Annotated in this window: 19 protein-coding genes; 7 read left to right on the top strand and 12 right to left on the bottom strand. The window is 64.6% G+C overall.

The features are described 5' to 3' along the window. Positions 1-82: 82 nt before the first annotated feature. From U1H99_RS08085 to U1H99_RS08035, 11 genes are all read right to left on the bottom strand, one after another. Positions 83-2,428 carry a putative bifunctional diguanylate cyclase/phosphodiesterase gene (locus U1H99_RS08085; protein WP_323141177.1) on the bottom strand — a complete coding sequence of 782 codons (2,346 nt, stop codon included), beginning with the start codon at positions 2,426-2,428 and terminating at the stop codon, positions 83-85. A 333-nt stretch (positions 2,429-2,761) separates the two neighbouring features. After that, positions 2,762-3,154 carry a cytochrome o ubiquinol oxidase subunit IV gene (locus U1H99_RS08080; protein WP_323141176.1) on the bottom strand — a complete coding sequence of 131 codons (393 nt, stop codon included), beginning with the start codon at positions 3,152-3,154 and terminating at the stop codon, positions 2,762-2,764. Then, the gene (locus tag U1H99_RS08075; RefSeq protein ID WP_323141175.1) at positions 3,151-3,780 is read right to left on the bottom strand and encodes a cytochrome c oxidase subunit 3; all 630 of its coding nucleotides are present in this window, start codon (positions 3,778-3,780) and stop codon (positions 3,151-3,153) included. The genes U1H99_RS08080 and U1H99_RS08075 overlap by 4 nt, the downstream gene beginning before the upstream one ends. After that, positions 3,777-5,753 (bottom strand): cytochrome o ubiquinol oxidase subunit I, encoded by a 1,977-nt coding sequence (gene cyoB / locus U1H99_RS08070; RefSeq protein WP_323141174.1) that lies wholly within the window; start codon positions 5,751-5,753, stop codon positions 3,777-3,779. Before cyoB ends, U1H99_RS08075 begins: the two co-directional genes overlap by 4 nt. 11 nt (positions 5,754-5,764) lie before the next feature. Beyond that, positions 5,765-6,589: a ubiquinol oxidase subunit II gene (gene cyoA / locus U1H99_RS08065; RefSeq protein WP_323141173.1), complete on the bottom strand. Its 825-nt coding sequence runs from the start codon at positions 6,587-6,589 to the stop codon at positions 5,765-5,767. Between the two features lie 69 nt (positions 6,590-6,658). After that, positions 6,659-8,026: a sigma-54-dependent transcriptional regulator gene (locus U1H99_RS08060; protein WP_323141172.1), complete on the bottom strand. Its 1,368-nt coding sequence runs from the start codon at positions 8,024-8,026 to the stop codon at positions 6,659-6,661. After that, complete coding sequence (locus U1H99_RS08055; protein WP_323141171.1) at positions 8,011-9,468, bottom strand: sensor histidine kinase; 1,458 nt, start codon at positions 9,466-9,468, stop codon at positions 8,011-8,013. Before U1H99_RS08055 ends, U1H99_RS08060 begins: the two co-directional genes overlap by 16 nt. 122 nt (positions 9,469-9,590) lie before the next feature. Further along, positions 9,591-10,844, bottom strand: coding sequence for an SLC13 family permease (locus U1H99_RS08050; protein ID WP_323141170.1), 1,254 nt, complete (start codon positions 10,842-10,844; stop codon positions 9,591-9,593). Positions 10,845-10,849: 5 nt separating this feature from the next. Further along, positions 10,850-12,181 carry an MFS transporter gene (locus tag U1H99_RS08045; RefSeq protein ID WP_323141169.1) on the bottom strand — a complete coding sequence of 444 codons (1,332 nt, stop codon included), beginning with the start codon at positions 12,179-12,181 and terminating at the stop codon, positions 10,850-10,852. Between the two features lie 22 nt (positions 12,182-12,203). Next, positions 12,204-12,776, bottom strand: coding sequence for a hypothetical protein (locus U1H99_RS08040; RefSeq protein WP_323141168.1), 573 nt, complete (start codon positions 12,774-12,776; stop codon positions 12,204-12,206). Between the two features lie 138 nt (positions 12,777-12,914). Continuing rightward, entirely contained in the window at positions 12,915-13,289 is a 375-nt protein-coding gene (locus U1H99_RS08035; protein WP_323141167.1) for a hypothetical protein, read from the bottom strand. A 425-nt stretch (positions 13,290-13,714) separates the two neighbouring features. On the opposite strand from U1H99_RS08035, the gene U1H99_RS08030 reads away from it, so the two are divergent. The 7 genes from U1H99_RS08030 (at position 13,715) to U1H99_RS08000 (ending at position 24,456) form a co-directional block, all read left to right on the top strand. After that, positions 13,715-15,721 carry a TonB-dependent receptor plug domain-containing protein gene (locus U1H99_RS08030; protein ID WP_323141166.1) on the top strand — a complete coding sequence of 669 codons (2,007 nt, stop codon included), beginning with the start codon at positions 13,715-13,717 and terminating at the stop codon, positions 15,719-15,721. Positions 15,722-15,732: 11 nt separating this feature from the next. Continuing rightward, complete coding sequence (locus U1H99_RS08025; RefSeq protein ID WP_323141165.1) at positions 15,733-16,284, top strand: YfiR family protein; 552 nt, start codon at positions 15,733-15,735, stop codon at positions 16,282-16,284. Further along, positions 16,284-18,401: a putative bifunctional diguanylate cyclase/phosphodiesterase gene (locus tag U1H99_RS08020; protein WP_323141164.1), complete on the top strand. Its 2,118-nt coding sequence runs from the start codon at positions 16,284-16,286 to the stop codon at positions 18,399-18,401. The genes U1H99_RS08025 and U1H99_RS08020 overlap by 1 nt, the downstream gene beginning before the upstream one ends. Next, positions 18,388-20,760 carry a putative bifunctional diguanylate cyclase/phosphodiesterase gene (locus tag U1H99_RS08015; RefSeq protein ID WP_323141163.1) on the top strand — a complete coding sequence of 791 codons (2,373 nt, stop codon included), beginning with the start codon at positions 18,388-18,390 and terminating at the stop codon, positions 20,758-20,760. The genes U1H99_RS08020 and U1H99_RS08015 overlap by 14 nt, the downstream gene beginning before the upstream one ends. Positions 20,761-20,848: 88 nt before the next feature. Next, positions 20,849-21,211 (top strand): DUF805 domain-containing protein, encoded by a 363-nt coding sequence (locus U1H99_RS08010; protein WP_323141162.1) that lies wholly within the window; start codon positions 20,849-20,851, stop codon positions 21,209-21,211. Positions 21,212-21,217: 6 nt separating this feature from the next. Then, positions 21,218-23,428 carry an FAD-binding protein gene (locus U1H99_RS08005; RefSeq protein ID WP_323141161.1) on the top strand — a complete coding sequence of 737 codons (2,211 nt, stop codon included), beginning with the start codon at positions 21,218-21,220 and terminating at the stop codon, positions 23,426-23,428. Beyond that, positions 23,425-24,456 (top strand): hypothetical protein, encoded by a 1,032-nt coding sequence (locus tag U1H99_RS08000; RefSeq protein WP_323141160.1) that lies wholly within the window; start codon positions 23,425-23,427, stop codon positions 24,454-24,456. Before U1H99_RS08005 ends, U1H99_RS08000 begins: the two co-directional genes overlap by 4 nt. Before the next feature lie 132 nt (positions 24,457-24,588). Here the strand turns inward: U1H99_RS08000 and U1H99_RS07995 are convergent, their stop codons facing one another. Next, positions 24,589-25,209, bottom strand: a complete 621-nt coding sequence (locus U1H99_RS07995) for an NF038120 family PEP-CTERM protein (protein WP_323141159.1) — start codon at positions 25,207-25,209, stop codon at positions 24,589-24,591. Positions 25,210-25,265: the final 56 nt, after the last annotated feature.

Raw genomic sequence — 25,265 nt, 5'->3', positions numbered from 1 at the left:
TTACGCAATATGGCCGCGCATGTGGCGGAATTGCCTTGCCGGCAAAGCTGCAAGTCCTTTATCGCACGCTGTCCGAACACGCTCACGCGCGTACCAGGTAATCCTCGAGCGCATGCAGCGGCATCGGCTGTGCGAACAGGTAGCCCTGCCCTTCGTCACAGCCCATCCCCTCGAGCTTGCCCATCAGCTCGGGGGTCTCGATGCCTTCCGCAACCACCGACAGTCCCAGCGCGTGCGCCATATCGACCAGTGCCGCGACGAATCCGAATCCGCTGGCGTCCTGGTTGACGAAGGAACGATCGAGTTTGAGTATGTCGACCGGTAGCTGCCGCAAGTAGGACATGCTCGAATATCCTGTGCCGAAATCGTCCAGCGACAGCCGCACACCTTCCTCCTTCAAGCGCCGCAGCATATCGGCGGATTGCCCGAGGTCGACGATCAGCGCGCTTTCCGTGACTTCCAGCTCGATCGATGCCGGGTCCACCTGCGATTCGGCCAGGGCATGCAGCACATGGTCCACGAACGACTGCGATCGCAACTGGCGTGCCGACACGTTGACCGACACGCGCAGGTCGAGCCGGTAGCGGGCGTTGAGCATCTTGATCGTGCGGCAGGCTTCGCCCAGCACCCACGCGCCGATCGCCTGGATATGTCCGCGTTCCTCGGCCAGCGGAATGAATTCGAGCGGCGATATCTGGCCCAACTCCGGGTGATTCCAGCGCAGCAGCGCCTCGAGTCCCAGGATCCGCTTGCTGCGCAGGTCGATGCGCGGCTGGTAGTACACCTCGAATTGCGCCAGTTCGAGCGCCTTGTTCAAGGCCATTTCCAGCTTCAGCGTGCGCTTCGCCTCGACGCACATCGATGGGTCGAAGAAAGCGAAGCCGCCCGCGCCCGACGCCTTCGCCTTGTACATCGCGGTGTCTGCGCTCTGGAACAATTGTTGCGTCGTTACGCCCGGCGCAGCGAGCGAGATGCCGATGGAGGCGCCCACGCACATTTCCAGGCCGTCGGCATAGAACGGCGTCTTCAATTGGGCCAGCAAGCGCTGCGCGATGGCGCTCGCTGCTTCGGGGCCGGTGCAGGTCGCGGCCACCACGAATTCGTCCCCACCGAGGCGGGCCACCACGTCCCCAGGCCGCATGCACTGGCACAAACGTTCGCTGACTTGCTGCAGCAAGAGGTCGCCCGTCGCGTGTCCCATCGAATCGTTGATTTCCTTAAAACGGTTCAGGTCGATGAAGAAGATGGTGGCCACGCCGCCCGGCGCCGCGCGCCCGAGCATCTCGTCGACGCGGCTGTTGATCCAGGCACGGTTCGGCAAGCCGGTCAGGCTGTCGCGCGTCGCGAGTTCCTCGAGTTTCGCTTCCGCTGCCTTACGTTCGCTGATGTCATGGAAAAATACGGACAAGCCGTCCGCGTATGCGTAGATGCGTTCGCTCAACCATACGCCCATCGGTTCGTAGAATGCTTCGAAACTGACGCTCTCGCGCGTCGTCATGGCCTCGCGCAGGTGCGCGCCGACCATGGATTCCGCCAGGCCCGGCGCCACGTCCCAGACCGGTTTGTCGAGGACGGCGTCGCGGGTCGCGCCGACGAAGGCCGCGGCACGCTGGTTGACATAGGTGATCTGCCATTCCGCATTCACCGAAAAAAAGCCGTCTTCGATACTGTCGACCAGCGCCAGCTTTTCGTTCGCCAGGTCGCGCAGTTGGTGCCGCATGGCCTGCTCCGACGTGATGTCGCGCGACACCATCACCACGCCGCGGCTGCGTCCGGTCGCCGGATCGATGACTGGACAGGCCTTGGTTGCCAGGGCGGCATAGGCACCCGACGCGTTACGTTTGCGGACTTCGGTCACCAGCGGCTGCGCATCCGACGTGACCAGGTAAGCGAGCGCCGCCTGCGCGGAGGCTTGGTCGTCGGGATGCAGGAACTCGATCACGGGACGGCCCAGCATCTCCTCCGGCTGCCAGCCCATCAGACGCGTGTACGAAGGCGACACGTGCAGGTAGCACCCATCCGGTCCGCTGTGCGCGATCAGGTCGTCGCTGTAGTCGATGATCAGGCTGTGTTCCCGCGCCTTGCGCAATGCCTCCTCCTGCGCCTGGCATTGACCGCTCAGGTCGACAATGGCGCCGCTGTAACCGCTGCCGGTCCCGGCGGCTTTCGGTATGCCGGTGACGAGCACCCGGCGGCCGAGCCCGGCGCTATCCTTGATGTCGGCATCGATACGAAACGGCCGGCACCCGGTCGCGGCGAACGGTGATAAGCCGCCTTGCCCGGCACCGGCGTCGGCAAGCCAGTCCTGCAGGCGATGCCCCACACCGATGCCCAGCAGACCCGGATGATCTTCCAGCAGGAAGTCGAGCGTGCCGTCAGCATGGGAAGACCATACGGCATTCGTGAGCAAGGAGGTGTTGTGGGACATGGCGTTGACGGGCATGGGCCTGCGTGAGCGTTGGGACAATGGGAAGAAGAATGGATCGCGCGCCCTGGGAGGCGATGCTCGGCATGGCAAGCATCGTGGGCAGGGCGCGGTGCGTGCGGGGCGGGGCACGCGAAAGGTCGAAGATGCGCTGGCGAGGAAGCTTGGCGGCTACCTAAAGTAACAAATAAAGTCCAATGGCGCAATTTTTATTGCCCATATTCAATTATATGTCGTATAAATGTAACCAGGACGTTCGCTGTCCAAGCCCAATCTTGCGGCTCAGGGCTGGGCTGGACAGCCAGCCCAAGGCACATGGTTCCGTAGCCGCGCCGTTTACGGCGCCGTCATCATCATGCGGTGCGCATCGACGGGCATGTCGTTCATGCGCGTATCCAGGCTGTGCATGATGACCATCGATCCGAAGATCACCAGCGCGACCACGAACACCCCAAAGGCGAGCGACATGATGTTGTTGGTGCTCTCCGGTCCGCTGGAGACGTGCAGGAACATCAGCAGGTGCACGCCCATCTGCGCGATCGCCAGCGCCGCCAGCAGCACCGGCACCCCGCGCGGCCAGACGGCGTCCGTCGCCGAGACCCAGAACGACACCCCGGTCAGCAGGATCGACAGCAGCAGGCCGCCGGTGTATTTCAGCAGCTTGGTGCGCAGCTCGCCCTCGGCGCCGGGGCGTTCGTCGTCGCGGCTTGCCGCCGTTTCCGTTTTCATGTGAAAGCTCCCAGATACACGACGGTAAACACACCCACCCATACGATGTCGAGGGCGTGCCAGAACAGGTTGAAGCACTGCAGGCGCCGCACGACCTTGGGCGAAAAGCCGAGCGTGGCGACCTGCGCCAGCATGACGACCAGCCACAGCATGCCGCATGCCACGTGCAGGCCATGCAAGCTCACCAGGGCAAAGAAGCCGGACAGGAAGGCGCTGCGGCCGGGGCCGGCCCCATCGGCGATCATCTGCGTGAACTCGGACAGTTCCAGGAACATGAAGGCGGCGCCCAGCGCCAGCGTCACCGCCGCGGCGATATAGGTCACCGTCTTGTTGCGGTACTCGACGCCGATGCCTTGCAGCGCGCACGAGAAACTCGACAACAGCAGGCATCCCGTCTCGATCAGCACGGTCTGGCGATGGAACAGGTCGCGGCCCGCCGGCCCACCCGCGGTGTGGTCGCGCAAGACCACGAAGGCGGCGAAGAAGGCGGCGAACATGACGATATCGCTGAGCAGGAACAGCCACATGCCATAGCTGGTGGTGACGTGCGTCGGCACCGGTCCGCGCTGCGAACGCGGTATCGGCCGCTCGACCGTTTGCATCGGTTCGTCCATCACGGCACTCATGCGGCCTCCCTGGCCGGCGCCGCGTAAATGGCCGCCACGGCATCGCCGTCGATATCGTGCTCGTCGACCCGGCGCCAGGCAAACGCCAATGCCACGCCGAGGATACCCAGCAGGCTGGCGATCGCCATCCACCAGATGTGCCATACCATGCCGAATCCGAATCCGACCGCGAAGAAGGCGATGAAGAAGCCGGTGCCGGTGCGTACCGGCACCTCGACGACGGACGGCGCCGGCATCTCGGGCCAGCCCGGCGCTGGCAAGCCGGCGCGCTTGGCGGTCCAGAAGGCGTCGAGGCCGTTCACCTGCACCGGCGTCGCGAAGTTGAAGGCCGGCGCCGGCGACGGCGTGGCCCACTCCAGCGAGCGTCCGTCCCATGGGTCGCCGCTCAGGTCGCGCCGTTGCGCCCGGCTGCGGATGCTGACGACCAGCTGGACGATCGTGCAGCCGATGCCGGCGCAGATCGACAGCGCGCCGCACAGGGCGACGATCATCAAGGGTTGCCACTCCAGCTCCGAATAATGCTGCATGCGCCGTGTCGCCCCCATCAAGCCGAGCAGGTACAGAGGCATGAAGGCGAGGTAGAAACCGACCAGCCAGCACCAGAAGGTGGCGCGGCCCCAGCCTTCGTGGAGCGTGAAGCCGAAGGCCTTGGGGAACCAGTAGTTGTAGCCGGCATAGGCGCCGAAAATGACGCCGCCGATGATCACGTTGTGGAAGTGCGCCACCAGGAACAGGCTGTTGTGGGTGACGAAGTCGACCGGCGGCAGCGCCAGCAGCACGCCGGTCATGCCGCCGATGATGAAGGTGACCATGAAGCCGAGCGCCCACATCATCGGCACCGAAAAGCGCACGCTCCCGCCGTACATCGTGAACAGCCAGTTGAAGACCTTGACGCCGGTCGGCACGGCGATGATCATCGTCATGACGCCGAAGAAGCCGTTGACGTCGGCGCTGGCGCCCATCGTGAAGAAGTGGTGCAGCCAGACCATGAAGGACAGCACGCAGATCGCCAGCGCCGCCGCGGCCATCGAGCGGTAGGCGAAAATCGGCTTGCCGGAAAAGGTGGAGATCACTTCGCTGAACACGCCGAAGGCCGGCAGGATCAGGATGTACACCTCCGGATGGCCCCAGGCCCAGATCAGGTTTATGTACATCATGGCGTTGCCGCCGAAATCGTTGGTGAAGAAGTGGAAACCGAGGTAGCGGTCGAGGGTCAGCATGGCCAGCGTCGCGGTCAGGATCGGAAACGCCGCGATGATGAGCAGGTTGGCCGTCAGCGCGGTCCAGCAGAAGATCGGCATGCGCATGTAGCCCATGCCGATCGTGCGCATCTTGAGGATGGTCGCGGTCAGGTTGATGCCCGACAGCAGCGTGCCGACGCCGGCGATCTGGATCGCCCACAAGTAGTAGTCGACCCCGACGCCGGGCGAGTAGGCCAGCTCGGACAAGGGGGGATACGCCAGCCAGCCGGTGCGCGCGAACTCGCCGATGACCAGCGACAGGTTCAGCAGCAGCACCCCCGAGGCGGTGAGCCAGAAGCTGACCGAGTTCAGGGTCGGGAACGCCACGTCGCGTGCGCCGATCTGCAGCGGCACCACGAAGTTCATCAGGCCGACCATGAAGGTCATGCCGACGAAGAAGATCATGATGGTGCCGTGCGCGGAAAAGATCTGGTTGTAGTGCTCGGGCGGCAGGAAGCCCTGGTTGGCGCCGACCGCGATCGCCTGCTGCGAGCGCATCATGAGGGCATCGACGAAACCGCGCACCAGCATCACGAGCGCCAGCAGCACGTACATCACGCCGATCCTTTTATGGTCGACGCTGGTGATCCACTCTTTCCACAGGTAGGTCCACCAGCCGCGCTTGGTGATCCAGGCGGCGACGCCCAGCATGCCGAGCGCGACGATGCCGGCGGCGATCAAGGGAATGGGTTGGTCCGTGGGAATCGCGGACCAGTCTAGTTTGCCCAGCATGGAAGACGCTTTCAATGAGAAGAAGATGAAGACGGTGCCATCGACGCCGCCAGGATGTGCTGGAACAGCCGCGGCTCGTCCAGCCGGTAGGCGCGCGGGGCACTGGTGCCGGGGCGGGACAGCGCGGCGTAGGCGCCGGCGTCCAGCCCGGTGCCGCCCGCGCGCGTGCGCGCCAGCCAGGCCTCGTATTCGGCCGGCGTGACGGCGTCGACCTCGAAGCGCATGTCGGAAAAGCCGTCGCCGCTGAACTGCACCGAGCGGCCGGGGAAGGTGCCGGGCCGGTCGGCCTGGAGGTGGAGCGTGGTCGTCATCCCGGCCATCGTGTAGATCTGGCTGCCCAGCTGCGGCACGAAGAAGCTGTTCATGACGGACCCCGAGGTCAGTTGCAGCTGCAGCACGCGCCCGGCCGGCACGACCAGGTGATTGACCGCGGCGACCCCGCCATCCGGGTAGATGAACAGCCATTTCCAGTCGAGCGACACGACCTGGATCTTCAAGGGCGGCGCTTGCGATGGCAGCGGCTTGGCGGGGTCCAGCGCATGCGACGCCACCCACCCCATCCCGCCGAGGAACAGGATGATCATCAGCGGCACCATCCAGTTCACCACTTCGAGCGCGCCGGAATAACTCCAGTCGGGCCTGCGCTTGGCGCGCCGGTTGCCGGCCCTGAACCACCACGCGAACGCCAGGGTCAATACGATGATCGGCACGATCAGTGCCAGCATGACCACGGTGGCGTTTTGCAGGAGCTGGTATTCGTCGGCGGCGACCGGCCCGCGCGGATCGAGGACCCCGGTGACCAGGTCGGGCGCCATGGTGAAGACAGATTCTTTCATGCCCCCAGTATAAAGTGCCCTACCCCCGATTCGTTTCAGTTCAGATAATTTTTTGCGGTCCGCCGGCGTTCATCCGTCGATGCCGTATTGCGCGAGCTTGCGGTACAGGAGTTGCCGATGGATCCCCAGGCGGCGCGCCGCTTCGGCGCGGTTTCCCTGCGCCTGCGCCAGGGCGTGCTCGAGCATCAGCCGCTCCAGGCGTTCGACGGCGAGCGGCAAGGGCTGCGCGAGCCAGTCGTCCGGCAAGCCGGCTGCCGGCTCCTGGCCGGCACCGAACGACGGCGCGTCGAGGATGGCATCCAGGTCGGCGGCGCCGATCACGTCGTGCCGGACCAGCGCGTGGCAACGCTCCATGGCGTTGCGCAGTTCGCGCGCGTTGCCCGGCCAGGGGCGGCGCGACAGGCAGGCTGCCGCGTCGGCCCCGAGCAGCTTGGACGGGCCGCCCGCGGCTGCCCGGCGCAGGAACAGTTCGGCCAGCGGGATGATGTCGTCCGGCCGCTCGCGCAGCGGCGGCAGGCGGATCGACAGCACGTCGAGGCGATACAGCAAGTCAGCGCGGAATTTTCCGTCGCGCACGGCGGCACCGAGATCGCGATGGGTGGCGGCGACGATCCGGACATCCACCCGCACCGCCCTGTTGCTGCCCAAGGGCACGACCTCGCCCTCCTGCAGCACGCGCAGGATCTTGGCTTGCACATCCAGTGGCATGTCGCCGATTTCGTCGAGCAGCAGGACGCCGCCGTCGGCCGCGCGGAAGCACCCTTCGCGCTCGGCGGCGGCCCCGGTGAACGCGCCGCGCACGTGACCGAACAATTCGCTTTCGAGCAACTCGCCCGGGATCGCTGCGCAATTTACGGCAATAAACGGCCGGCGCGCGCGTCCGGAATACCGATGCAGCGCACGCGCCACGACTTCCTTGCCGGTACCGGTCTCGCCCAGTACCAGCACCGGCAGCGCGCTCGCGGCCGCGAGTCCGATCCGCTTGTGCACCTCGCGCATCGCCTCGCTGTGCCCGACCAGGTCGCCGTCGCCGGCCTGCGGCGGCGCCGCCGTCTCGCTGGCCGGCGCCGCGCGGCACTGCAGTGCGTTGTCCAGCACAGCGCGCAGCGTCTCGCGGCGCACCGGCTTGGCCAGGTGGTCGAAGGCGCCAAGGCGCATCGCCTCGATCGTATTGGCGGCGCCGGTGAACGCGGTCAGCACGATCACGGGCGGGGCCGGGAACGGACCCTCGCGCAGCGCGGCCAGCGTCTCGAGGCCGTCCATGCCGGGCATGCGGTGGTCGAGGAAGATCGCGTCGAAAGGCGGCGCCGATGCCAGCAGGACCAGCGCTTGCGCCCCGCCGGCCGCGGCGGCGACCTCATGCCCGAATCCCTGCAGCGTCTCGGCCAGGGTGTCGCGGAAGGCGTCGTCGTCGTCGACGATCAGCAGGTGCGCCATGGCAGTTCCAATGTGAAGCGCGCGCCCGGGGCCAGGGCGGCATGGTGAAGGTCGCCGCCGTGCGCCAGCGCGACCTCGCGTGCCAGCGCCAGGCCCAGTCCGGTACCTTCGGCACGGCCGGTGTTGAACGGCTCGAACAGGTTGGCCAGCAGGGATGGCGGCACCCCGGGGCCGTCGTCGTCGACCCGCAGCACGAGGCGTCCGTCGGCAAGCTGCACGCTCAGCACCACCTTGCCGCCGCGCGGCGCATGGCGCACCGCGTTGTCGAGCAGGTTGTCGAGTGCGCGTCCGAGATGGACCGGGTCGAACACGGCGGCATCGGCCCCGGCATGGAGCGGCACCACGGCGACGCCGGCGGCCTCGGCCCGGTGGGCGACCGCGCCCAGGCGCTCGTCGATCCAGGGCGCGAGCGGCACCGGCCGCGGCGCCAGCGTGATCGGCTGCACCAGGCCCAGCAGGCTTTCGACCAGGCCGTCCAGCCGGTCGATCTGGCCGACGATGACCTGCAGCGCGGCGCGCTGGCGCTCCGGCGTGGCCGCCAGCGCATTCTCGGCCTTCAGGCGCATGGTGGCGATCGGGTTGCGGATTTCGTGGGCGATGCTGCCGCTCATCCGCCCCAGGGCCGCCAGGCGCTGGTCGCGGCTGCGCTGCTGCGCCGCCAGGTGCAGGCGCGCATGCGCCTCGTCGAAGCGGACGCGGTAGCGATTGAAGCCGTCGACGATGCGGTCCAGTTCGCGCACGCCGGTGGGCGACAGTACCGGCATGGTATCGGCATCCGACTGCGCGCCGGCCAGCTGCGCTTCGAGCGCGCGCACATGGCGCAGGCCGCGTTGCAGTATCGACACGAACCAGAGCCCGGACACCAGTACCAGCGCCAGCAGCACGCCGAGCCCCGCGCGCAGGCTGCCCTGCGCGTCGAGCACGCCGCCGCTGGCCCGGGTCATTGTCCAGACCGCGAGATCCTGGCCCGCCACGCGCATCGGGCAGGCGGTCACGACCAGGGCTTCGCGGCTGCCGCGCACCACGTCGGTCTGCAGCCAGCGCGTGTGCGCCGCGCGCGCCGCCATGTCGACGATCAGCGGCTGCTCCGCCAGCGGCACGTCGCGCTTCACGCCGCTGCCCTCGTAGGTCGGGTAGGCGTACGCCAGCTGGCCGGCGCCCGCCTGCCAGATGCCGCCTTCGACCTGCGGTGCGTCGACCAGCACCAGGTTCAATACCGTGCGCAACAAGTCGACGTCGGGGACGGCGGGGGCGCCCGGCAGCAGCGAGTGGGCATAGCGGGTCGCGATCGACTGGCAGGTGCGCTCGGTCGCCGCGCGTGCGGTCGAGATGTGCGCGCCGGCGCTGTTGCGGTAAAGGGTGAACATCACGACAGCGAGCGACACGCACATGGCGAACAGCAAGGTCCAGAACAGCCCCAGCTGTCCGCGTAGCGATTTCATCGGCCGGCCTTGCCGTGTGGGTACCTCGAATGGCGTGTCATCACGACAGTCTAGCCGTTTTATGGATGAGTACCCCGCACGGCTAGGCGGTCGATCGCGGCGCCGGCCGTGGCCGAACCGGCTCACATCAGGGCGCGGGTGGCGATGGCGACAGCCAGCGCGGCCGGCATCGCCACCATGCCGACCTTCAGGAACTGCCAGAACGACACCTCCAGCCCGGCGCGGCGCAAATTGGCGAGCCAGAGGATCGTGGCCAGCGAACCGGTGACCGACAGGTTCGGACCGAGGTCGACGCCGATCAGCAAGGCATCCACGATGCGTTTGTCGGGGTGGAGGCGCTCGATCACGGCACTGGCGACCAGGCCGGCCGGTAGGTTGTTGGTGAGGTTGCTGCCGACGGCGAGGGCGGCGCCGGCGATGGCCGCCGCTTCCTGCACGCTGCCGCGGGCCAGTGCGGCGAGCGCCGCCGCCAGGGTGTCGACGATGCCGGTGGCGCGCAAGGCCGCGACCAGGACGAACAAGCCGGCCACCAGCGGCAGCACGGTCCAGTTCACCGACTTGATGGTGGCCGCCGGCGAGGTGCGCCCTTTGAGCCAGACCGCGGCGGCGGTCAGCCCGCCCATCAGCGCAGTCGGCAGGCCCAGTGGCATGTCCCGGCTCGACACCACCATCAGCACGATGGCGGTGGCGACGATGCCGGCCAGGGCGAGGCGGCCGCGCGCGTCGAGCGCCGGCGGCTGCACGTCCGTGCTGCAGCGGGCGGCGAGCGCATGGCGCTGGGTCCACCCCAGCGCCAGGTAGGTGGCCACGACCGCGGCCAGCGATGGCAGCGCGAAGCTGCGCAGCCAGGCCCCCAGTGCGGGCGTGTGGTTACCGTATAGCACGATGTTGGCGGGATTCGAGATCGGCAGCACGAAACTGGCGGCATTCGCGACCAGGGCGCAGGCGAACAGGCTGGGCAAGGGATCGACCCGGGCCTTCCTGGCGGCGGCCACCACGGCGGGTGTGAGGACCACGGCAGCGGCATCGTTCGACATGAAGGTGGTGACGATGACGCCGACGCCGTAGACGACGCTGAACAACCGCCAGCCCGAGCCGCGCGCATGCACGACGGCGAACGCGGCGGCCCAGTCGAACAGGCCGGCTTCGAGGCCGATCTCGGACAGCAGCATCATGCCGGTCAGGAACAGGTAGACATCGTTGCCCTGCCCGACCGCGTGCCAGGCCGCACCGGCCGGCAGCAGGCCCAGCACCAGGAGCAGCGCCGCGCCGCCGACGGCCCAGATCGCCTCGGGCCAGTCGCGCGGACGGATCAGCACCAGCGCCGTCGACAGCGCGACGATCGTCCATATGGCCCAGTTTGCATGCGTTGCCATCCCCATCAGCCGCACTTGCCTTCGCCGGCGTCCAGGGTTTCCGGCATGGCGAACGCGAACAGCACGAAGCCGGCGGCGGCGATGGCCGCCAGCGCCAGGAAGGCGACCGTGGTCCCGGCGTGGTGGGCCAGGAAACCGGCCACGCTGTTGCTCAGCAGGGCCCCCACGCCGACCGCGGTGGCGACCGCCCCCTGCGCCGCGTTGAAACGGCCGGTCCCGCGGGTCAGGTCGGCGATGATCAGCGTGGCGACCACGCCGAACACGCCCGCGCCCAGGCCGTCCATGCACTGGACCGCGATCAGGGCCAGGGGCGACGTGCAGACGCTGTACAGCAGTCCGCGCAGGCACAGCGCGGCGAAGGCGAACAGGAACAGCGGCTTCCTGCCCACGCGGCCGGCCAGCTTCCCTGCGAGTGCCGCGACGACGACGAACACCAGCTGCGACGCCACCATGTAGCCCGAAGTCAGCATGATGGCCTTGCGCACGCCCTGGCCACGCGCCAGCATCTGGGTCACGAGCGGCACCATCGCGGCGTTGGCGAAGTGGAAGATCACGGCGCATGCCAGGAACACGGCGACCGGCCGCTGGCGGATCAGGTCGCGGAACGCCGGCAACAGGCCATGGAAAGCCTGCATCGGCGTGCCGTCCTGGTCCGGGGCCTTGCCGTCTCCTGTATCCTTCGCACTGTCGCCGCCACGGGCCATGTCGTGGTCGATGTCGTCGGGGTTGATGCGGGTCAGGATCAGGAGCGAGACGGCGGCCAGGCCGACCACCGTCGCGAACATCCACGGCAGGCCGATCATCACGCCGACCACGCCCAGGCCGATAGCGGTGGCGACATTGCCGGCGGCGTTCCACGCCTGGTTACCGCCAAGGACGGCATCCAGCCGCTTGCGCCCGACGATCCCCAGCGCGAGCGCCGCCAGCGTGGGCGGGAAAATGGCGCCGGCGGCGCCGATCAGCGCCTGCGCCGCGCCGACCACCGGGAAACTCGGATGCAGGGGCGTCACGATGCAGGCGGCGGCGATCATGACGATGCCGACCGCCAGCAAGGCGCGCTTGGCGCGCAGGTAATCGACCAGTGCTCCGACCGGCGTCTGCGTCACCACCTGGGCGATGTTACCGATGGCCAGGGCGATCCCGATGCGCGCCGGATTCCAGTGCACGGCCGATTGCAGGAACAGCGCCATGTAGGGCCCCATGCCGTTCTGGACGTCGGCCAGGGTGAAATTCAATGCCCGCAGCCAGGTAATACTGCCGCTGCCGCGCGCCTGCGCGCCGCCGGCCGCGCCGGACCGTGCGCCGGCGGCGCTGTCGGATTGGATGGGAATCGTCAAGGCGTGCTCCTCGGCGTGCTGTTCAGTCCGGTTTCGGGTCCAGGCGTTGGCCGTTCAGCTCGACCGCCTCGATGACGCGGCCACTGCCGTCGGCCAGGGGACGGCCTGGGCCGCTGGCCTGCACCTGGCCACCCAGGACAAGGGCAAGCGGTGCGAAGCGGTCCGGACGGATATGGACGAAGTCGCCCGAATCCAGCACCACGCCGTTGGCCTCGCCGTGACGGGCGTAGTTCATGCGCACCACCTTGCCCTCGACGCGGCCGGGCTTGGCGGCGTCCTGCGCGGCCTCGCCGTCGATGCCGACCAGGCGCTTGAACTGGTAGACGGCGTGCGCGTCGTCGCCTTCGGGCCAGGGCCTGGCTTCGGTGCCTTCCAGCGTGACGCGCTGGCCCGGCGACAGATGCTGGAAGTGCGATGCATCGTCATTGCCGTGGCCGAACACGAATTGCGCCGGTATCCCATCGGCCTCGATCATGACGCCCTCGATGCCGCCCTTGGGGCTGTAGATGACGTGCTTGAACACGCCTTCGATCGACCAGACGTCGCCATCGTGGTCCTTGTCGTGGTGCTTGCCTTTGGCTGGATCGTGTTTCATATCGGATTCTCAATGCTTGATTGGTGGATGGATGCGCCCTGGATCGACACCCGTCGTGCCAGGGCGTGTCGACAGGGACGGACACGCATGCGGCGCCGTCTGGCGGCGGTGGTCGCGCTGCCCTTCCCCGTCAGCCGGTTACTTCATCGCCGCATCGGGCGCGTCTGGTGCGGGAGCTGGCGGTGCCGGTGGACGGCCGTCGGCGGGCGCGCGCGGTACTGGCGGGCGCGCGTCCGGACCGGCTGGACGACGGGCTGCAGGCGCGCGCTTGCCCGCCGCCTCGGGAGCCGGCCGCATGTGTGCCGGCCGCTTGGCCGGACCGGCTTCGGGCGCGGGCGGCATGGCGTGGCCGGCATCCTTTCCCGGACCCATGGGTGGTGGCGGCGATGCCGGCGCCGTTACCGGCGGCGGCGCGTCCGCCGGTGGTGGCGGTGGCGCCATGGTGGATTGCGCGATGGCCGCATGTGCAGCGGCGAGACCCATTGCGGCGATGAAAGATTGTTTTAATGACATGATTAACCTCCTTAAAAAGTTTCTAATGAGGTAACAGCAAAAAGCGGGCCACCGCTTTTGCCGGGAAAAACCGCTTATCCGCCACGCATGAAGCCAAGGATCAGTCCGCTCTTGAGACAGGCGGTGTCTCGTTTTCGGACACAGTGGCTGACCCTGCTTGGCACTGGCGATTATGCATAGTGGATATTCAGAACAAATTCTTTTGTTTTACGGCTCCAAAAACAACATTTGTACATGATTTCACATCAATAAAATTTCCATGCTGTAATATTGCTTATCTCTCGTCAATTTACTCAAAGAGGAAGGCGGCGAGAACCTCGCGCACGCCGCTGGACGCCCGATTCCTCGTCCAAGTCACCCAATTGAACTCAGGCTCGATGGCCTGTCTGCGGGGCGCTTTCTCAACGCAGATATAGAAAACACGCATGCCGACAGGCCGTACCGTTCTTACATCGCTCGCGACAGGCATCGTGTGCATCATTGGCGGCGCCGCGCGCGCGGATGACCTCACCGCACTGCCGCTCGACCAGTTACTGACGGTCGAAATCGTCACTGCATCGAAGTTTCCCCAGAAAGTCAGTGAGGCGCCTTCCTCCGTCTCCGTGGTGACGGCGGACGACATCAAGGCCTTTGGCTACCGTACCCTCGCCGACATCTTGCGCGGCATGCGCGGCGTCTACGTCTCCTACGACCGTAACTACAGTTATGTCGGGACGCGCGGCGCCGGCAGGCCGGGCGATTACAACTCGAGGCTGCTCGTCCTGATCGATGGGCAGCGCTTGAACGACAGCATATTTGGCCAAGGTTCTGTCGGCACCGAATTCCCGATCGACGTCGAACTGATCGAGCGGGTCGAATACGTGCCGGGGCCTGGCTCCGCCGTGTACGGCAGCAATGCATTTTTCGGGGTCATCAACATCATCACGAGGAAAGCGCAGGCGTTCGACGGCACCAGCGTCAGCGCGGCAGCGGCGAGCTACCATGAACGCACAGCGTCCCTGGTCACCGGCAAGCGCTTCGCCAATGGCGGCCAGGGCATGCTGAGCATCTCGGGCAGCCGTACCGCAGGTACCGATCGCTATTTTCCGGAGTATGACGACGCCGCCAGCAATCATGGCCTCGCGACGGGCCTGGACACGGATCGCTACAAGCGCCTGTTCATGAAATATGCGTTCGAAGACCTGACACTGACCGCCTTCTTCGGCGACCGGAAAAAAGGCGTGCCGACGGCGTCGTTCGGCCAGCAGTTCAACGACCCGCGCAGCGCCACCCAGGATCGCTACCTGGGTGCGAGCGCGGTGTTCCAGCATGCCGTGTCGACGACCCTGGAACTGTACGCCAGCCTGAATTTCCAACGCTACCGGTACATGGGCGACTACGCTTACAGCCCCGATGCCGATGGCCTGAATCGAGACGTCGGCTACAGCGACGTCGTCACCGGCGATGTGCGATTCCTGCATCGGGGTTTCAGTAAGCAGAAGCTAATCTATGGAATCGAAGTCACCGACGCCACCAGGCGGCGGCAGGAAAATTTCAACGTCGGTCCCTATGAATCGATGTTGGATACCGATAATCCAACCCATGGCTACGCGGTCTACCTGCAGGACGAGATCGAGCTCGGCAATAAACTGATTTTCAACGTGGGCCTGCGCCACGACCACGGCAAGGAAAGCGGCAACACGAACAGCCCACGTCTTGGCCTCATTTACCGGCTGACGCCGGACCTGACGACCAAGCTCTTGTACGGTACCGCGTTCCGTGCAGCCAATGCACTCGAAAACTACTATGTGACCGACGCGGGCCGTTTCAAAACCGGGCCCGGGTTGAAGCCCGAACGCATCAAGACCTACGAATTCGTGGCCGAGTATTTTCCGCGCCAGGACTTCCGTAGCAGTGCCTCGGTATTCGCCTACCGCATGGACAACCTGATTTCACTTGCCACCGATCCCAGTGACGGACTGCTTTTTTACAAAAACGTGAACGAAGCGTCGGCGCACGGTGTCGAGGTAGAAGCGGAATTCCTGGGCGCGGATGGCGGCCGCTTGAAAGGCAGCGCTTCATTCCAGTTCACCAGGGATGGCGCAACCGGCGCGCGCCTGACCAACTCGCCGACGCAGATCGCCAAGCTGAACTACAGCCGCCCGCTCATGCACCAATCCGCCCGGATCGGACTGGAAGGGCAATTTACCGGAAAGAGAAGCACCGTCACCGGCGGCCACGTGGGTGGTTTTTCCGTGCTCAATCTGACGCTGTCCAACGCCAAGCTGACGCCGAACCTGGAACTGGGCGCGAGTATCTTCAATGTGCTCAACAAAAATTATGCGGATCCGCCCGGCGACGAACACGTCGACAACAGTACCCCGCCGCGGGAATTGCAGTCGATCCGCCAGAATGGACGCGTCGTCCGTGTCAATCTCACTTATCGATTCTGATGGCGCGGCACTTGTTCCTGCATGCCTTGTGGTGGCGCGTGACGGGCCGTGCCGCCGCTGCGGGCGCACTGTTCGCGCTGGTGTCGGCCTCGGCGCCAGCACAGACCGCCGCGACGCCCGAGTACGCACTGAAGGCAGCCTTCATCTATAACTTCGCGCGATTCACGAACTGGGGCGACCGCCCGGATAAAGCGCTGAATCTGTGCGTCCTCGGCAGGGACCCGTTCGGGAGCGCACTCGACACGATCGACAACAAGGAAGTCGGGCCGCTCCATATTGTCGTGAAACGTGTTCGCGAGGCCGATAAAGCGTTCAGCATCTGTCAAATCATCTTCATCGCCGATGCGGAGATGGATAACTTTTTGCTGCAACCGGAGCAAGTCCGCCTTGCGAATGGCGTGATGACGATCGCCGACAAGGAAGGCGCCGCGCGTCAGGGCGTCATCGTCGAGCTGACGACCGAAAACCAGCGAGTCGGCTTTGCGTTCAACCAGCAGAGCGCGGGCCGCGCCAGGATCGAAGTCAGTTCGAAGCTGCTGCGACTGGCAAGAAAGGTATATTGATGAACTCCAAACGCCGATTCCAGTGGATCGACCGGCAAACGGTTGGCACCAAGCTCAAGCTGGCAAATCTCTTCACTAGCGGTATCGTGATTTTCCTGGCCGGCGTGCTGCTCCTGGCTTTACAGGCTTACCTGTCCGGCATGGCGCTTCTCGAGCAGGCCCGGACCGAGGCGGCAGTAGTAGGCAACAATATATCGGCGGCGATCATTTTCAAGGACCACGCTTCGGCCAAGGAAATCCTCGGCACCTTGAAAGCATTCGACGACGTTGCGCATGCCAGCGTATTCGATGCTGAACAAAAAATCTTCAGCGACTATGCGAAAGCCGCCCATCACGATATGCGCGCCGACACGCAGGGCGATCTGCGCGGCAATGCTTACGATTTTTCGCTGCATCGGCTCCGGGTGTCGCATCCCATCGACTATGAAGGCAAGGCCATCGGCACGGTGCACATCGACACCGACCTGGCATCGACTTACCGCCGCATCGGCTGGTACGCCCTGTCGATATCGCTCATCATGCTGGCTTGCCTCACCATTGCCCACATGGTCCTGCGTCGCCTTCAACAATTCGTGACGGCGCCCCTGCTCGCATTGGCGAAGACGTCGACAGCGATTTCCGAAAAGGGCGATGTGTCGCTGCGCGCCACCGTCGATGCCTCGGAAGACCTGGGCATGCTGGCAAAAGCCTTCAATGCCATGCTTGACCGGATCGAAAAACGCGAAATCGAGCTGGAGTGCGAGATCGAGGAGCGCAAGCGTGTCGAGGTCAAGCTCGACCGCCTGGCGCACTTCGACAGCGTGACCGGACTGCACAACCGCTATTTTTTCCACGACCGTCTGGGTAGCGCCATCGCGCAAGCGCAAGCGCTCAACCAGCGCACCTTCGTCATGTTTCTCGACCTGGACAATTTCAAGGCGGTCAACGACACGCTCGGCCACGACGTCGGCGACGAACTGCTGCGCGTGGTGGCGCAGCGCTTGCGGGACGCCGTGCCCGCCGGTGATACCGTTGCCCGCCTCGGCGGCGATGAATTCGCCATCATCCTGGAAAACGTCGCGGACGGCGTCACCGGGGAGACGGTTGCGAAACGCTGCATCGATGCCCTGTCGCGCATGGTGCGCATCAACGGCAATGAAATCTACATATCAGGCAGCATCGGCCTCAGCAGCTGCCCTGACGATGCGGTCGATATCAATGCGCTGTTGAAGTTTGCGGATACCGCCATGTATTACGCGAAAAACGCCGGCAAGAATACCTATCGCGTCTTCAATAGCAGCATGCAAGGGGAAGCACAGAAGCGCTTCGCCATGAACGGCAATTTGCGGCGCGCGCTCGAGCGTGACCAGTTCGTACTGCAATACCAGCCGCAAATCGACCTGGTCACGGGTCAGATTTTCGGCGTCGAGGCGCTGATCCGCTGGGCCCACCCCGACCTGGGCCTGATCAGTCCGATGGAATTCATTCCGCTTGCCGAGGAAACCGGCTTGATCGTACCGATCGGGGCCTGGGTATTGAAGAGTGCCTGCCTCCAATTGAAAGCGTGGCACGACGAGGGCTATACCCAATTGCACATGGCAGTCAACTTGTCTGCACGTCAATTGGCGGAAGATACGTTTGTCGAATCGGTGCTGGACATCGTCCGCACCACCGGGGTCAATCCCAGGATGCTCGAGCTGGAACTGACGGAAAGCATGCTGATGGATGCCGGCGAAGCATTCATCGCCAAGCTCGATACATTGCGCCAGGCCGGCATCATGCTGGCCATCGACGACTTTGGCACCGGCTATTCCTCGATGTCTTACTTGAAGCGCTTCCCGATCAATACCATCAAGGTCGACCGCAGCTTCGTGCGTGACTTGCCGGACAGCGCCCAGGATAAAGCGATTACCAAGGCAATCATTTCGATGGCCCATAGCCTGCAGATGCGTGTCATCGCCGAGGGCATCGAAACCGACCGGCAGGAGGTCGTGTTATCCGCCGACGGCTGCAACAGTGGGCAGGGTTATCTATACAGCCCGCCGGTCAATGCCGATGAAATCAGCAAGTTGGCGCGATTGATCAAGCCTGTCGACATAGCGGCCACAAGCAGCAGGCTTCCACATGAACTCGTTTGAAAATCTTGCGCGATGGCGTGCGCAGTTATTTGACAAGATTCTGGCGATTACGCTGGCGCTAGGCCTGCTGGCAGCGGCGCCAAGCCTGTATTTATTAGGCGATAACTTCCAGGAAGTTCTCGCCCTCGATGGCATTTCACTGAGCTGGGTAGCCGCTCTGCTCTTGGCGAAGCGCATCTCGTTCCGCGTGCGCGTCATACAGTTTCTGGCCATGAACATTGCATTCGGCTGTGGCTTGATGATAACGGTCGGCGCGAGCAGCCAGGTGTACTTGCTCGCCGGACCAATCATGGCGACCTTGCTGCTCAGTACCCGCATGGCCTTGTTGACGACCGCAATTGGCAGTGCAGCAGTGTTTATCATCTGCTATAGCGGGATCGGCGCCGTAAAGTTGCAAGGCATTGCACAAGGCGGCATGGGCTACGCCGTGCTGATTACCATTACCTACGGCTTGCTTGCCACGGGTATGACTTTATCGTGTTCATTTTTGCTGAAACGGCTTGCCGATGCCTTTGTAGAACTGCATGCGACTGCCAATTCACTGCAGCAGGGCAAGCTCGAGCTCTATGAAGTCAACGCCGAGCTGAGTCTGGCCGCCGCGGCGCTGTCAGGCCTAAGCGACATGGTCGTGATCGCGCGGATCGTCGACCGTCCTGACGCCGACCAGCCGATCATCTACGTCAACGATGCTTTCGAGCGGCGCACCGGTTACAGCCGCGCGGAGGTCATGGGCGGCAGCTGGCGCATGCTGCTTGGCCCCAATTCCGATTCCGTTGAACTGGCACGGATCGGCGCCGCCATCAACCGAGGCGTCGCGGTGTCCAGCGAGCTGGAGTATTACACCAAGAGCGGCGCCGCCTACTGGATCGAATTCGAGCTGAAACCCTTTGCCGATGCGGGTGGCATACAGACGCATTGGGTGGGCATTGCGCATGACATCACCGAGCGCAAGAAATCCGAGACGCACATCCATAATCTGGCATTTTACGACGTCCTGACAGGACTGCCGAACCGCCGCCTGCTGATGGAACGGCTGGAAGCGCGGCTGGCCAAGGCGAACGCCGGCATCGGTGCGCTGATGTTCATCGACCTGGACAACTTCAAGGTGGTCAACGACGTGCGCGGCCATGCTACCGGTGACGATCTGCTGACCGACGCCGCCGCACGCTTGTGCCGCCTGGTCGGGCCGCACGACACCGTCGCGCGCCTGGGCGGCGATGAATTCGTGGTCTTGCTGGCCACGTTAGGCCATGATGAGCAGCAAGCCACCGCCACCGCGCTTGCGCTCGCTGAAACGATCCGCCATGCGGTGGCCGAGGGATTCGCCATCGACGGACATGGCTATCAGTCGTCCGCCAGTATCGGTATCACCTTGATGGGTGTGCGCACCAACACGGTACAGGACCTGCTGAGCGAAGCGGACACGGCCATGTACCATGCCAAAGCCGGCGGGCGCAACCGGGTAGCCCTGTTCGAAACCACGATGCGGGCCGAGATGGCGTGCCGCCTGACCTTGCAGGAAGACCTCGCCGCAGCCCTCCATAATGGCGAGCTCGGCATGCACTTGCAGTTGCAGGTGAATGCCGAAGGCAAGCCGGTCGGCGCCGAACTGCTGATGCGCTGGCGCCGCGCCGACGGCAGCAGCGTGCCGCCCGACCTGTTCATTCCGGTCGCGGAGGAAAACGGCTTGATTGTCACGCTCGGCCAGTTCGCCCTGCGCCACGCCTGCGCCGCCTGGCACTGCCTGAACGATGCCGGGCATCGCTTGCCCTTGTCGGTGAATGTCAGTCCGACCCAGTTCCGCCATCCCGATTTCATCGACCAGGTGAAAACGCTGTTGCACGACACGGCGACGCCGGCCGACCAACTCATCTTCGAGGTCACCGAAGGCCTGTTTGTCGACTCGCACGACAGCGTCATCGGCCGCATGCACGAGCTTGCCGCGCTCGGCATTCGCATGTCGATCGACGATTTCGGCACCGGTTACTCGAGCCTGGCCTACCTCAAGCGCATGCCCCTGTTCGAACTGAAAATCGACCGCAGTTTCATCGCCGACACCGCCACCGATGACGGGAGCAAGCACCACGGCAATGCCAATGGGCGCGCCATCGTGCAGTCGATCATCGCCATGGCCGGTCACCTGGGACTGCAAGTGGTCGCCGAAGGCGTCGAAACGGCGGCACAGGCGCGCTTCCTCGCCGCCAACGGCGCGCCTGCCATGCAGGGCTACCTGTTTGCCCGGCCGCTGCCCCTGGAGCAGGTACTTGCGCACCTGGAGCAGACACAACGGTCAACGCGGCTCGACGATGTCCTTGCCGTCGGTACGAATGACAACGCTGTGGCGAATGCGCTCGCTTGAATCGGTGTTGTCGAGCATCGACTATCGAAGCTGACAGTTGCTTATAGGCATGAACGGGTGCTAGCATCGCTGCAACCCTTGAAAGCTTATGCAATTACTCACTTCCTATACCGTCCGCTTCGGCAGGATTTCGCGCAGGATTTGGCTCGGCCGCATGTTCGTGCTGGCGCTGTCCTGCACCGCGTTCGGCATGCTGGCTGAATGGGCCTTCGGCAGCGCCGGCGCTGCCGCCTGCGCCTTCGCGTTCGTGTGGTCCGCCGCGGCGCTATCGGCCCAGAGGTTGCACGATCGCGACCGCTCCGGCTGGTGCCTGTTGCTGTTTTTGGTCCCCGTGATCGGGCCGCTCTGGCTAGCCTGGCAGCTCGTGCGGCGGGGCGACGCCGGCACAAATGCCTTTGGCGACAATCCGGCCGTGCGCGGCGACTACCTGCAAGTTGACATCGCGAGGTAAGGGCCCATGCCGACGGTAAACGACGTCACCCAGATCAATCCCATCGACGTGCTGGGGATCGCCACGCCGCGCTCCACGGGCGAACTGCAGGACGTGTTGCGCAACACCCGGCTACCCGTGTCGATCGGCGGCGGCCACTTCAGCATGGGCGGCCACACCGCTTCGCCCGGAAGCCTGCATCTGGACCTGCGGCAAATGAACGCGGTGCTCGCCTTTGACCCGCAAGCCAGGACGATCAGGGTGCAGGCCGGCATCCGCTGGTGCGACATCCAGCGACTGGTCGATCCGCACGGCCTGGCCGTGAAGATCATGCAGACCTACGCCAACTTCACGGTCGGCGGCGCGCTGTCGGTGAATGCACACGGACGTTACATGGGACTGGGCCCGGTCGTGCTGTCCGTGCGCGCCATCCTGCTGGTGCTGGCCGACGGGACTGCGAAGCATGCCAGCCCAAGCGAGAACGTAGCGCTTTTTTACGCCGCGATCGGCGGCTACGGGGCGATCGGCATCATCGCGGAGGTCGACCTCGACCTGGCCGACAACGTGCGCGTCGAACGCACTAACCGGAAGATGGCAACGAAGGACTACGCCGCCTGGTTCAAGACGCAGGTGCGCGACGACCGCGACGCGATTTTCCATAACGCCGACCTTTACCCGCCGCACTACGCGCGCGCCCGGGCCGTCACCTGGCGGCGTACCGAGCGCCCCGCTACCAGCAGCGCGCGCCTGCAACCCTTGCACAGCCTGTACGCGGTCGAGAAGTACTTCCTGTGGGCGATTTCGGAAACGCCGTTCGGCAAACTGCGGCGCGAATACCTGATCGATCCCTTGCTCTTCCTGCGCAAGAAGGTCCATTGGCGCAATTTCGAGGCAGGTTACGACGTGGCCGAACTGGAGCCGATGGGCCGCCGCCTGCGCACCTATGTACTGCAGGAGTATTTCGTGCCCTGCGAGCGGCTGATGGAGTTCGTGCCACGCATGGCCGCGATCCTCAACCGCCACAAAGCCAACATCATCAACATCTCGATCAGGCATGCACTCGCCGATCCGGGCACGCTGATGGCATGGGCGCGCGGCGAGACCTTCGCCTTCGTCCTGTATTACAAACAGAGGACGCGCAATAACGCCCGGGAACGCGTCGCGGTCTGGACGCGCGAATTGATCGATGCCGTCATCGCTTGCGGCGGCACCTATTACCTGCCCTATCAACTTCACGCCACGCAGGAGCAGTTCCGGCGCGCCTACCCGCGCGCTGCGCAGCTCTTCGCGCTGAAGGGGGCGCTCGACCCTGGATACCGCTTGCGTGGCGCACTGTGGGACAAATACTATATGCCGACCATCGCCGAACCCGTGGCCCCGGCCGCGCGGCCATCGCTGTTCCACGCCGTGTACCGCGATGCCGCCTGGGCCGACCGCTTCTACGCCTTCCTGCAGAACATCTTCCACCTCTACCCGGAAGACCGTTTTCACGCGCTGATCAAGGACGCGGCCGCACACGGTGCGGACGACGAAGCCATCTATCGCGATATCCAGGCGCGCCTGCCCTCCATCACGCCGCCCTTGTCGCTGCTGCGCTATGCCTTGCCGGCGCTGGCGCTGCAAAAGAAGGAAATCGGGAGCCAGACGGCGCAGCTGATCGGCCCGCGGCCGCTGCGCGGGTATGTCGAAATCGGCTCCACCGGCCGTTATGTCCGCGCGCTCAGGCGGCGCCTGGACCTGTCGGGGGCGGTCACCCTGGTGCACGACAAGGCGCCGACCAATTCGCCGGCCGACATTGCCGAGCGCGGCCAGCTCGGCAATGTCGGCACCTTCGTGCCGCTGGACGACTACGCGCCGCTCGCACTGCCGCCGCACAGCGTCGACCTGGTCTCCTGCTTCATCGGCCTGCACCACATGCGGCCCGAACGGCTCGATCCCTTCCTGCGTTCCATCGCGCGGGTGCTGCGGCCCGGCGGCTATTTCGTGGTGCGCGACCACGACGTCACCAGCACCCATATGCACGACTTCGTGTCGCTCGCCCATTGCGTGTTCAACGCCGGACTCGGCGAGCGCTGGGAGACCAATGCGGCCGAACTGCGGTACTTCGACAGCGCCGATCACTGGATCGGCAAGATCGAGGCCGCCGGCTTCACGCATACCGGGGCGCGCTTGCTGCAGCCGGGCGATCCGTCGGACAACCTGCTGATGGCATTCACGCGCAACGCGGCCCCGGCATGAGCCCCCGTATCTTCATGCTGCGTGTGGCCCTGCTCCTGCTGCTGTGCACGGGAAGCGCGCAGGCGGCCGACAGCCCCGTGGCCCCGGACCAGCGGCGCGGTGTCGAACAGACCTTCCTGACCTACCCGGAATGGTTCCTGGTCCACAGTCCGGCCGAGTATGCCGCCCTGGTCGCCACCCAGCCGGCGCACGCGTTCCCGTTCATCGGGCACACGCGCCAGATCTGGTCGAGTTATGCGGCGGTCACCGGAGAACAGGTACGCCGGCACTACCCATCCAACGTCGGCTACCACGTCATGATCATGGTGATCGCCGGCAGCACCTCCGTGGAATATGGCCTGCGCTGGGCCTACGAAAACACGATCGGGCGGCTCAGCTGGGCCATGTCGAACGGCGCGCTCACGCCGGAGGACAGGTACGGCGCCAAGGCCGCGCAGGACTATGTCGACTTCATCCGGCGCGAGCCGTGGTACCTGTTCGATTTCACGGTCCGTCTCAAGGGACTGTGGACGACGATGCCGGCGTCGGGTCCCAACGTGATCCGTAAATGGGAGCGCCGGTATGCCTTGACGACCGAGTACGCGATCAAGGCGGTCTACGGCAAGCTGATCGAACTTGCCACGCGCGCCGCCTACGATCCGGCCCTGATGACTACCCAGGCCGTGGTCGACCACGCGCCTGCGCAGCTGCCGGGCGGCGTCAAGCTGGTACGCCCCCTGCCGGACGGGCGCGCGCTGCTGGACCTGCCGCGCTACTACGGGTTCCGTATCGCCGCATTGCAGCTGGCACGGGCTGGCGCTACTTTGCAGGATATTGCCGGAAACGCGGGCGTGATCCTGGTGACCGTCTGGGTGAACGCCGATCAGCCACTGCCCGGGACCGGCGGACGGATCCTGTTCGAGCAGCCCTTGCTGACCATGCCCGGCAAGAAGCGCGTGGCGATCGTGCTGCCGGTGGCCGCCCTGTCTTCCTTCCTGCTGCGCGCGGATGCGGCAGACGTCAAGGTCGAGCATGTGTATGACTACTGATCAGGTATGCGTCGCTGGCTGAAGCGGGCATCGACGGCCATCGCGGTAGGCGAAAGGGGCGAATCCATGCCGGATGACCGGTGCCTCAACAACGCCGCTACCCATAGCTCATTTGGGTACTTACCCACGCCGCTATCGGGCGAGGCCGTTGGATAAGCGCCGGCGGCGAACGCCGCAAATTATGCCGAGGCCGGCAATCAGCGTTGCCCAGGATGCAGGTTCTGGAACCTCGGCTGTCGCGAGGACCACGTTATCAATTGCAAATTCAGGAAAGTCTTGTCCGCCCGTGATGGTCAAGGACGAAATGTTGACGAAGTCTTTGAAATTAAAATTCGAAAATGTTTCAGCCAGATTTTCTTCCAAGAAAATCGTGTTCGTTATGACGCCATTCACGCCCATCGCAGTCAGCGTCATGGTCAAGGGCCGACCGTCCCCAAGAAAGGTCTTGGCAGCATCCAATGACGTCAAGGAGAACAAGCCTTTGTTCTCGAGATCGATCGTGACGCTGCTTTCATTGAAAGAATAAAACGCGGTCGTGCCGTTGGAAGCGCATGCGGGACTGCACATGCCTAGATGGTCGGCAGGATCATCGACAATATAAAATCCGAAGGGACTGATCGGCGAATAACTTACCCTGAACCCATCCTCGATAAAGCTATAGTCGGAATAACCGTAGCCACCGTACTGAGATTCAAAGTCAATCGTGGCCGCCACCGCGGCATTTGTTGACAAGGCGGCTGCAATGGCGATCATTACTTTTCGGATCATAGTTACTTTCTTCGTAAAATGGCGACTATTAACAAACCATA

Source organism: Massilia phyllosphaerae, from assembly GCF_034659755.1.
Lineage (GTDB): Bacteria > Pseudomonadota > Gammaproteobacteria > Burkholderiales > Burkholderiaceae_D > Telluria > Telluria phyllosphaerae.
This window is presented reverse-complemented; position numbering and strand designations above follow the sequence as displayed.

Bases quoted from the DNA above. Each gene is read 5' to 3' on its own strand.
- U1H99_RS08085 (WP_323141177.1), bottom strand. From the start codon at position 2,428: ATGTCCCACAACACCTCCTTGCTCACGAATGCCGTATGGTCTTCCCAT.
- U1H99_RS08080 (WP_323141176.1), bottom strand. From the start codon at position 3,154: ATGAAAACGGAAACGGCGGCAAGCCGCGACGACGAACGCCCCGGCGCC.
- U1H99_RS08075 (WP_323141175.1), bottom strand. From the start codon at position 3,780: ATGAGTGCCGTGATGGACGAACCGATGCAAACGGTCGAGCGGCCGATA.
- cyoB (WP_323141174.1), bottom strand. From the start codon at position 5,753: ATGCTGGGCAAACTAGACTGGTCCGCGATTCCCACGGACCAACCCATT.
- cyoA (WP_323141173.1), bottom strand. From the start codon at position 6,589: ATGAAAGAATCTGTCTTCACCATGGCGCCCGACCTGGTCACCGGGGTC.
- U1H99_RS08060 (WP_323141172.1), bottom strand. From the start codon at position 8,026: ATGGCGCACCTGCTGATCGTCGACGACGACGACGCCTTCCGCGACACC.
- U1H99_RS08055 (WP_323141171.1), bottom strand. From the start codon at position 9,468: ATGAAATCGCTACGCGGACAGCTGGGGCTGTTCTGGACCTTGCTGTTC.
- U1H99_RS08050 (WP_323141170.1), bottom strand. From the start codon at position 10,844: ATGGCAACGCATGCAAACTGGGCCATATGGACGATCGTCGCGCTGTCG.
- U1H99_RS08040 (WP_323141168.1), bottom strand. From the start codon at position 12,776: ATGAAACACGATCCAGCCAAAGGCAAGCACCACGACAAGGACCACGAT.
- U1H99_RS08035 (WP_323141167.1), bottom strand. From the start codon at position 13,289: ATGTCATTAAAACAATCTTTCATCGCCGCAATGGGTCTCGCCGCTGCA.
- U1H99_RS08030 (WP_323141166.1), top strand. From the start codon at position 13,715: ATGCCGACAGGCCGTACCGTTCTTACATCGCTCGCGACAGGCATCGTG.
- U1H99_RS08020 (WP_323141164.1), top strand. From the start codon at position 16,284: ATGAACTCCAAACGCCGATTCCAGTGGATCGACCGGCAAACGGTTGGC.
- U1H99_RS08015 (WP_323141163.1), top strand. From the start codon at position 18,388: ATGAACTCGTTTGAAAATCTTGCGCGATGGCGTGCGCAGTTATTTGAC.
- U1H99_RS08010 (WP_323141162.1), top strand. From the start codon at position 20,849: ATGCAATTACTCACTTCCTATACCGTCCGCTTCGGCAGGATTTCGCGC.
- U1H99_RS08005 (WP_323141161.1), top strand. From the start codon at position 21,218: ATGCCGACGGTAAACGACGTCACCCAGATCAATCCCATCGACGTGCTG.
- U1H99_RS08000 (WP_323141160.1), top strand. From the start codon at position 23,425: ATGAGCCCCCGTATCTTCATGCTGCGTGTGGCCCTGCTCCTGCTGCTG.
- U1H99_RS07995 (WP_323141159.1), bottom strand. From the start codon at position 25,209: ATGATCGCCATTGCAGCCGCCTTGTCAACAAATGCCGCGGTGGCGGCC.